Annotated in this window: 6 protein-coding genes, 1 tRNA gene and 2 pseudogenes; 4 read left to right on the forward strand and 5 right to left on the reverse strand. The window is 70.3% G+C overall.

The annotated features are described in order from the left end of the window. Window positions 1-713 (forward strand): annotated as a pseudogene (locus J1C73_RS11950) (elongation factor G-like protein EF-G2); the annotation flags it as partial. A gap of 147 nt (window positions 714-860) precedes the next feature. Then, complete coding sequence (locus J1C73_RS11955; RefSeq protein WP_207316349.1) at window positions 861-2531, forward strand: AbeC-like domain-containing protein; 1671 nt, start codon at window positions 861-863, stop codon at window positions 2529-2531. Between the two features lie 79 nt (window positions 2532-2610). On the opposite strand, the gene J1C73_RS11960 is transcribed toward J1C73_RS11955, so the two are convergent. Continuing rightward, entirely contained in the window at window positions 2611-3168 is a 558-nt protein-coding gene (locus J1C73_RS11960) for an HIT family protein (protein ID WP_123468434.1), read from the reverse strand. Between the two features lie 66 nt (window positions 3169-3234). Between J1C73_RS11960 and J1C73_RS11965 the strand changes: the two genes are divergently transcribed. Next, the gene (locus J1C73_RS11965; protein WP_124286540.1) at window positions 3235-3912 is read left to right on the forward strand and encodes a potassium channel family protein; all 678 of its coding nucleotides are present in this window, start codon (window positions 3235-3237) and stop codon (window positions 3910-3912) included. Window positions 3913-3940: 28 nt separating this feature from the next. Here the strand turns inward: J1C73_RS11965 and thrS are convergent, their stop codons facing one another. The 3 genes and pseudogenes from thrS to J1C73_RS11980 all read right to left on the reverse strand — a co-directional run. Next, complete coding sequence (thrS, locus tag J1C73_RS11970; protein ID WP_123468438.1) at window positions 3941-5917, reverse strand: threonine--tRNA ligase; 1977 nt, start codon at window positions 5915-5917, stop codon at window positions 3941-3943. A 113-nt stretch (window positions 5918-6030) separates the two neighbouring features. Beyond that, window positions 6031-7296 carry a hypothetical protein gene (locus tag J1C73_RS11975; protein WP_242644046.1) on the reverse strand — a complete coding sequence of 422 codons (1266 nt, stop codon included), beginning with the start codon at window positions 7294-7296 and terminating at the stop codon, window positions 6031-6033. 1 nt (window position 7297) lies between these two features. Then, window positions 7298-7888, reverse strand: a pseudogene (locus J1C73_RS11980) (DUF4365 domain-containing protein); the annotation flags it as partial. Window positions 7889-8078: 190 nt separating this feature from the next. Between J1C73_RS11980 and J1C73_RS11985 the strand changes: the two are divergent. Next, window positions 8079-8804 (forward strand): 3'-5' exonuclease, encoded by a 726-nt coding sequence (locus tag J1C73_RS11985; protein WP_207316350.1) that lies wholly within the window; start codon window positions 8079-8081, stop codon window positions 8802-8804. A gap of 96 nt (window positions 8805-8900) precedes the next feature. On the opposite strand, the gene J1C73_RS11990 is transcribed toward J1C73_RS11985, so the two are convergent. After that, window positions 8901-8972 (reverse strand) — tRNA-Val (locus J1C73_RS11990). Between the last annotated feature and the right edge of the window lie 3 nt (window positions 8973-8975).

The following is an 8975-nucleotide window of genomic DNA, read 5'->3' on the forward strand; positions in this document are numbered from 1 at the left end:
TCGACCGGCTGCGCAGCCGGTACGCGGTCCAGGTCGACGCCGTCCCCCACCGCGTCGCCCTGCGCGAGACGTTCGCGGGCCCGTCCACCGGACGCGGCCGGCACGTCAAACAGTCCGGCGGCCACGGTCAGTACGCCATCTGCGAGATCGACGTCGAGCCGCTGCCACCGGGGTCCGGCATCGAGTTCATCGACAAGGTCGTCGGCGGATCGGTACCGCGCCAGTTCATCCCGTCCGTCGAGAAGGGCGTCCGCACGCAGGCCGCCCGCGGCGTCGCCACCGGACACCCGCTCGTCGACCTGCGGGTCACCCTGCGGGACGGGAAGTCCCACTCCGTGGACTCCTCCGACGCCGCCTTCCAGACCGCCGGCGCCCTGGCCCTGCGCGAAGCGGCCGCGGACACCCGCATCCAGCTCCTCGAACCCGTCGCCGAGATCCGCGTCCTCGTCCCCGACGAGTGCGTCGGTCCGGTGATGAGCGATCTCTCGGGCCGCCGCGGCCGGGTGGTCGGCACCGAGCAGTCCGGGCCCGGACGCACCCTCGTACGGGCCGAGGTGCCGGAGCTGGAGATCGGCCGGTACGCGGTCGACCTGCGCTCCCTGTCCCACGGCACCGGCCGCTTCGACCGCTCCTACGCCCGCCACGAGGCCATGCCCGCACACCTCTCGGACCGTATGCGCGAGCAACAGCACAACGGCACGAACGGCACGTAGGGCCGCCGCCCCCAGCGGTTGTCCACAGGGCCGGACAGCATATCGATCCGGACGATACGCTGTGGTCCCAGCTCAGAAAGTGTGCCGGGCACGGCAGTTGGGAAACACCCGCAGGAGCGGTTCCTTGACGGGCGAGTGGGGGCGACAGTGGCCAACGACGGATTCGATTTCTCTCCCGGAGCGCAGATTCCACTCCAGGGAGCAGCGGGAGCGGCGGTGGCGACCAACGCCCTCGCCTCTGCCGCGTACCGCGACAGCCCGGTGGACGAGATCCTCAAGGCGAACAGCGAGTGGCACAAGTCCGAGGTGAAGGCAGGCCGGTCCAAGCTCTTCAAGTCCGACTACTTCAAACCCAACCTCGGCGAGGCCTTCTCCCGCGCGGTTCAGGAACGCACGCTGGGCGGCGCCCGCGGTGCGCTCATCCAGTCCTTCGGCAGCGATCCGCAGACCGTCGTCGAGCACTGCCTGTCCGCGTCCCGGCTCCGCAAGGCGCGCGACACCAAGCTCACCGTCGTGACCGCCCTGTTCGGCTTCCTCTTCCTGCCCGGAATGCTGCTGTGGATCATCGTGTTCCGGCTGCGCGACGGCCTCACCAGGACCAAGGACAAGGGGCTCTCCGCCCTCGGCAACGCCCTGTTGCCGATCATCGGGATCGCCGCGGTGTTCCTCCTGATCAAAATGCCCCTCAACGGCTTCCTGGGGCTCTACGTACGCGCGATGGCCGTCGCCCCCGTCATCGGCTGGCTGATCGCCAGGCGGATCGCCGAGGCCTCCGCCCAGGACATGCGCGTCCGCTGGGAAGGGCTCCTCTCCGGCGGCGGTGTCGTCGCCAAGATCCCCGAAGCCGTACCGAAGAACCCGAGCGAGACCGCCCGCGAGGCACTCCGTCAGGGCCTGGAGAAGCTCTCGGCCGAACAGCAGTCCAACTCCGTCTTCTACGCCGGCCCCAAGGGCATCCTCGGCATGGGCACCCGCTGGGGCAGCTGGCAGCTCGCCGAGGACCTCGTCTCCAAGGATCCCGGCAAGGAGTTCCACCAGTTCCGCAGCTGGGACCTGGTACGCGTCATCCACGACCAGCTCAAGATGCTGGAACGCGGCCCGCTGAACACGGGCGGCTTCCCCAAGCCCTCGGTCACGCACTGGATCGTGTCGCCCGTCGGCGAGAACGCCGGATCGGTCTCCCGCCCGGAGGGCGAGGACGTCGCCACCTTCCAGGTGAAGCCGCACGAGATACAGCGGATCTGCAACCACCAGCAGTTCGGCGGCGGCGACCGCCACTACCTCGGCGTCCAGTTCACCCTCTGGGACGGCCAGCTGGTCATCACCATGATGATCACCGTCACCGTGCTCTTCGAGACCTTGCGCATCGAGGTCACCGGACACGCGCTCGGCCCGGTCCACTCCCTCTTCACCAGCAAACCCGCAGCCAAGACGAAGACGGTCAACAAGACCGTCAAGTTCTGGGAGACCCGCAACATAACGCTGGCGCTGGTCGAGTCCAGCGAGGTCGTCCGCCTCGCCCTGCGCGCCCCGTTCACCTGGTACCCGCCGCTGCTCGACTACCTCGGCGGCAAGATCGCGCTGCCGGAACCGTTCGGGCTGCGGCACGCCTGGGCCGAGAAGCCGTGGCGCCACCGCTTCATGGCGGACGACGCGATGCGTGCGGCCACGCCCGTCCTGCGCGTGGTGCACAACGCCGTCATCAAGGTGCTCGACGAGAACGGCGTCGACACCGAACGCTTCGGCAACCGCTCGTCGATACTGAGCGGAGCCGTCCAGGACCCGACCCCGCGCAAGGCCGACCTGTACGACGCGTAGACGCCACCCGCGCGAACACGCGCAGGGCGCCCCGGGGGGCCGGGGCGCCCTGCGCGGCAAGCCGGGGAGGGACGTCGGATCAGACGGGCCAGGCGTCGGCCAGCATCTTCCGGGTGTCCGCCAGCAGCTGCGGCAGCACCTTGGTGTGGCCCACCACCGGCATGAAGTTGGTGTCACCGCCCCAGCGGGGCACCAGATGCTGGTGCAGATGAGCGGCGATACCGGCGCCGGCGACCGCACCCTGGTTCATACCGATGTTGAATCCGTGCGCCCCCGACGCCGCACGCAGCGCGGTCATCGCACGCTTGGTGAAATCGGCGAGCTCCACCGTCTCCGGACCGTCCAGCTCGGTGTAGTCCGCGACGTGCCGGTAGGGCACCACCATCAGATGCCCACCGTTGTACGGGTACAGATTCAGCACGGCGTAGACCTTCTCGCCGCGCGCGACGACGAGCCCGTCCTCGTCCGACATCGACGGAATCGCACAGAACGGACAGCCGTCGCCGGCCTCCGGACCGGTCGGCTTGTTCTCGCCCTGGATGTACGCCATCCGGTGGGGCGTCCACAGGCGCTGGAACGCGTCGGGCGTCCCCACTCCGATCTGCTGCTCCGGCTCACTCGTCATGCGGATCAGCATATTGCTTACCCCGTGCGGCGCGTGTCGCCGGGGCCGGACCCGTTCCCGCACCGCGATGCTTGACCAATGAGCGACCGCACCACGGCCCAGTCCACTCCCGCTCTGACCCGATGGGAGCAGCGCGCCGAGGCACCGCTCTTCGTCGCCTCGCTGCTGTTCCTGCTCGGCTACGCGACCCGCGTCCTCGCCCCGCACGACGCCGAACTCTGGCGCGACATCGCCCTCGCCCTGGTCGGCGCCATGTGGCTGCTCTTCGTCATCGACTACGCCGTCAGAATCCGGCTCAGCGGCCTGGGACACCGCTTCGTCCGGGTGCACTGGCTGGACACACTGGTACTCGTCCTGCCGCTGCTGCGGCCGCTGCGTGTGGTGAAGGTCTACACGGCCATCCAGAAACGCCGCGACGAGCCCCGGCTGAGCCTGTACGCACGCGTGATGTCGTACGCGGGCATGACGTCCCTGCTGCTGGGCTTTTCGGCAGCCCTCGCGGTCTACCACCTGGAGCACGGAGCCCCGGGCGCCTCGATCCGGACCTTCGGCGACGCGGTCTGGTGGGCGTGCGCGACGCTCACGACGGTGGGGTACGGGGATGCCGTACCGGTGACGCCTCTCGGCCGGGTCGTGGCAGCGGGTCTGATGGCCTGCGGGCTGGCGCTGCTGGGAGCGGTGACGGGTTCGTCCTCGTCGTGGCTGATCCAGGCATTCCGGCGGGAGGACGAGAAGGGGCCTCCGGCGAGCGGATAGCTCGCCGGAGGCCCCTTCTCGTGACCGATCAGACCTGGACGCGGTCCTCGACGGCCTTGGCGATCTTGGCGAGGGCGTCCTCGACCGGGATGCCGTTCTCCTGCGAACCGTCGCGGTAGCGGAAGGAGACGGCACCGTTGGCCATGTCCTCGTCGCCCGCGATGATCATGAACGGCACCTTGGCCCGCTGCTGGTTGCGGATCTTCTTCTGCATCCGGTCCGACGAGGCGTCCACGTCGACCCGCAGCCCCTGCTTACGGGCCTTGGCGGCGAACTCCTGGAGGTACGGGATGTGCGCGTCGCCGATCGGGATGCCGACCGCCTGGACCGGGGCCAGCCACACCGGGAACGCACCCGCGTAGTGCTCGAGCAGCACCGCGAAGAAGCGCTCGATGGAGCCGAACAGGGCGCGGTGGATCATGACCGGGCGCTGCTTGGTGCCGTCGGGGCCGGTGTACTCCAGGTCGAAGCGCTCCGGCAGGTTGAAGTCGAGCTGCACGGTCGACATCTGCCAGGTCCGGCCGATGGCGTCCTTGCACTGCACCGAGATCTTAGGGCCGTAGAACGCGGCGCCGCCCGGGTCCGGGACCAGCGGGAGGCCCTGCTTCTCGGCGACCAGGCGCAGCGTCTCGGTGGACTCCTCCCACGCCTCGTCCGAGCCGACGAACTTCTCCGGGTCCTTGGTGGAGAGCTCCAGGTAGAAGTCGGTCAGCCCGTAGTCGCGGAGCAGGTTCAGGACGAAGGTGAGCGTCCGGTCCAGCTCCTCGGCCATCTGCTCCTTGGTGCAGTAGATGTGCGCGTCGTCCTGCGTGAAGCCGCGCGAACGGGTCAGGCCGTGCACGACGCCCGACTTCTCGTACCGGTAGACCGTGCCGAACTCGAAGAGACGAAGCGGCAGTTCACGGTAGGAACGGCCACGGGCGTCGAAGATCAGGTTGTGCATCGGGCAGTTCATCGGCTTGAGGTAGTAGTCCACCCCGTCGTCGAGCTGCATCGGCGGGTACATGCCGTCGGCGTACCAGTCCAGGTGGCCGGACTTCTCGAAGAGCTTGCCCTTCGTGGCGTGCGGCGAGTAGACGAACTCGTAGCCCTCCTCCTCGTGGCGGCGCCGCGAGTAGTCCTCCATGGCCCGGCGGATGACGCCGCCCTTGGGGTGGAAGACGGCGAGGCCGGGGCCGATCTCGTCCGGGAAGGAGAAGAGGTCCAGCTCGCTGCCGAGCTTGCGGTGGTCGCGCTTGGCGGCCTCCTCCAGGAACTCCAGGTGCGCCTTCAGCTCGTCCTTGGTGGGCCAGGCGGTGCCGTAGATGCGCTGGAGCATCGGGTTCTTCTCGCTGCCGCGCCAGTAGGCGGCCGCGTTGCGCATCAGCTTGAACGCCGGGATGAAACGGGTGGTCGGCAGGTGCGGGCCCCGGCAGAGGTCCTTCCAGCAGAGGTCCCCGGTCTTCGGGTCGAGGTTGTCGTAGATGGTCAGCTCGCCGCCGCCCACCTCGACGTCCGCGCCGTCGTCCGTGGAGGCGGAGCCCTTGATGCCGATGAGCTCCAGCTTGTACGGCTCGTCGGCCAGCTCCTCGCGGGCCGCCTCGTCCGTGACGACCCGGCGGGAGAACTTCTGGCCCCGCTTCTGGATCTCCTGCATCTTCTTCTCGATGGCCTTGAGGTCCTCGGGCGTGAACGGCGTCTCGACGTCGAAGTCGTAGTAGAAGCCGTCCTTGACCGGGGGGCCGATGCCGAGCTTGGCCTCGGGGTGAAGCTCCTGCACGGCCTGCGCCATGACGTGCGCGGTGGAGTGCCGGAGGATGTTGAGGCCGTCCTCGGAGGAGATCAGCACGGGCTCGACGGTCTCGCCGTCGGCGACCACGTACGCGAGGTCCTTCAGCTCACCGGCGATGCGGGCGGCGACGACGGTGCGCTCGCCGGGGAAGAGCTCGGCTGCCGTAGTGCCCGTCGTCACCACGCGTTCTTCCCGCTCGGAATCGCGCTGGATGATCACACGGACGTCTGACACCGGTCTCTCCTGACTCAGGGGGTGCGGCGCATTCCTCCTGCGCGCGCAAGAGGAATCGTACCGAGCCGACACCCCTCTTAGCGAAAGGGCCGGATTCGGCGGCCTCCGCCCGGCTACTCCCCCGTGCAGGCCTCCTCGAAATAGTCGACGTTCTCCTGGAGCGACTTCATCAGCCGGTCCCGCTCCGCGTCGTCGACCTGCACGGGAACCACCTGAGAGGTCCTGGTCAGCCGACGGAAGCCGCCCCGGCTCTCCAGCCTTCCCTCCACCCGCACCGGCAGCCCGACCAGATGGGCGTGGCCCGCGATCCGGTACGCCTCCTCGTCGAGCTCCAGCCGCACGTGCGGGACCTCGGCACCCGCCAGCACCCGCAGCCGTACGATTCCGGCTCCGCGCGGCCCCGAGCGGCGCAGGCGTACGACGGCGCCGGTGATCCCCACCGTGACCGCGGGTTCGTCCCGGAGATAGCGGGCGCCCGCCAGGCGCAGTGCGGGCAGGTCGCCCGGGGAGAACTCCACCGGTTCGGGGCGCGACGGACAGCCGTCGGGGGTGCCCGCGGCGGGCGCCCACTCCAGCGCGATCCCGGCGCCCTCGGAACCGCGGACGAGTGCGACGACGGCCTCGGTCAGCTCGCGGCTGACGCCCGCCGCGACGGCGCTGTCGAAGGCCTCCATGCCGCCGGTGGCCCGCTGGTAGTCCACGGCCTCCCGGGTGGCGTGCAGGGCGTGGTGGAGCCGTACCGCCACGGGGCGCCCGGCCTCGACGGGCACGAACGCGGTGAGGTCGCGGCCGCCGGGTGCGGGTCCGACGAGGATGCCGTCGAGGGCCGCGAGGGCACGCCGCCGGTGGCGGGCACCGTGGTAGCCGGCCCGGCCGCGGACGGCGAGGGCGCCGGCGAGCAGGATCTGCCGGGCCGCGCCGTGCAGCTGCTCGGCGCCGGTCCAGCTGGCCGCGCCGGCGGTTCCGGCGGCCGGTTCGGGGGCCTCGCGCCACCAGCGGATCTCGTCGCTGGGGACGGCGAGGGAGACGAGGACGTCGCGGGCCGAGGGGGCCGCGCTGCGGGCCAGCGCGGTCAGCGCCTCACCCAGCAGGTCCTCGCTGTCGGGAAAGGCTCCGGTGTCGGGTACGAGCAGGCTGGTGGAGCCGCCGGGCGGTCCGGACGGGGTCCAGCGGCTGTAGCGTCCGGCGGCCCCGCCGCGCCGCCGCCAGCCGTGGCGGGCGAGCAGGGCGGCGAGTACCGCGGGGTCCACCCGGGCAGGGTCGGGCAGGTTCCCGGCGGCCGGCGATCCGGTGGACCGGAGCCCGGGCGGCTCGATGGTGTGGGGTCGTACGACTGACGGGATCTCTTCGTTGGCGGACTCGTCCATCGGCCGGTGCATCAGGGTCTCCCTCCTGCCCACGGGTCATGATCTCGCAGAGCGCTCGGTCGTCGAAGATGCGCGAGGTCGGGATCCGCACGGTGGTCCGGTGCCGGCCGGTCACCGGGTGGCCGGCCAGATTGGTCCAGTAACAGCAGTGGCGCAGGTCGAGGCGGTCGTGTCCGGCCCTCAGCCAGTCGTCCTGGCTCCGGGGCACGAGCATCACGACCAGGATCTTGTGCACCGACACGGGGGTCCGGGCGAGCTTCACGAGGTGTGCGTTGTCGAGCGTGAAGGCGAACGTCGCGCCGGGCGGGCGGGCCGGTATCTGGTAGGTGCATTTCAGCTGGACCTTGATGGTCACCTCGTCGTCGACGACATGGCCGGGGGCGCCGTGGCTGACGTGCCAGTCGATGCCGTTGTCGGGGAAGGGCTGTGACAGGGAGCACCCCGCCGCGGCGGCGACCGCGTGCAAGTAGCCCACCTGGAGGGTCTCCATGCAGGCGGTGGTGGCGAGAGTGCCGCGCAGCGGTGCGATCCGCTGGGGCAACAGCCCTCCCCCGTGACCTCCGGCACGGGAAGGACCCCCTGGTTCGGGCTGCGCGAGTGCCATGGCTCCGTGTGCCTTCCGGGCCGTGCCAATGGGTCGGCGGACGCGGAGGTTTACCAACTTCCGTCCCCGTCATCTGTGTTGTCACCGCAGCGGGCGGCCCGCAAACGGCGTATCAGGCAAAGGGTGCGGGTATCACCGAACCGGGCAGAGGAATCACGCCATCTGCCGCTCGGGCGCGAGGAGTTCGGGGATGACTCATTGGTACGAGGGGCCACTGGCCGCTTTTGACACCGAGACGACGGGAGTGGACGTGGAGGGGGACCGGATCGTTTCGGCCGCCCTCGTCGTCCAGGACAGTGCCGGCGGGCGGATGCGCGTCACCCGCTGGCTGGTGAATCCGGGGGTGCCGGTGCCCGCGGGGGCGACGGAGATCCACGGGCTGACGGACGACCACCTTCAGCGCAACGGGCGGTGGCCCGCGCCGGTGGTGGAGGAGATAGCCCGGGCGCTGGCCGAGCAGAGTGCGGCCGGCCGGCCGCTGGTGGTGATGAACGCGCCGTTCGACCTGACGCTGCTGGACCGGGAGCTCAAGCGGCACCGGGCGTCGTCGCTGGCCGGCTATCTGGAGAGCACGCCGTTGTGCGTGCTCGATCCACGGGTGCTCGACAAGCATCTGGACCGCTACCGCAAGGGCCGGCGCACACTCACGGATCTGTGCGAGCTGTACGGGGTGGTGCTGGACGGGGCGCATGACGCGGCGGCCGATGCGGCGGCCTCGCTGGAGCTGGTCCGGGCGGTGGGGCGGCGGTTCGCCACCCGGCTGGAGCGGCTGACCCCGGCGGAGCTGCACACGCTGCAGGCGGTGTGGCACGCCGCCCAGGCGCGCGGTCTGCAGGCCTGGTTCACCAAGAGCGGCACGCCGGAGACGGTGGACCCGGCGTGGCCGCTGCGTCCGGAGCTGCGCGCCGCCGCGTGAGCCGGTGTGCGCCCGGGGCTCCACGGGAATGCTCGCGGAGCCGGACACGCAGAAACCGGTCCGTCGGTGTTGCTGACGGACCGGCCTCTCCCGGGGTGGGCGATACTGGGTTCGAACCAGTGACCTCTTCGGTGTGAACGAAGCGCTCTCCCACTGAGCTAATCGCCCGGG

This window comes from Streptomyces laculatispora (assembly GCF_017353455.1).
Taxonomy (GTDB): Bacteria; Actinomycetota; Actinomycetes; order Streptomycetales; family Streptomycetaceae; genus Streptomyces; species Streptomyces laculatispora.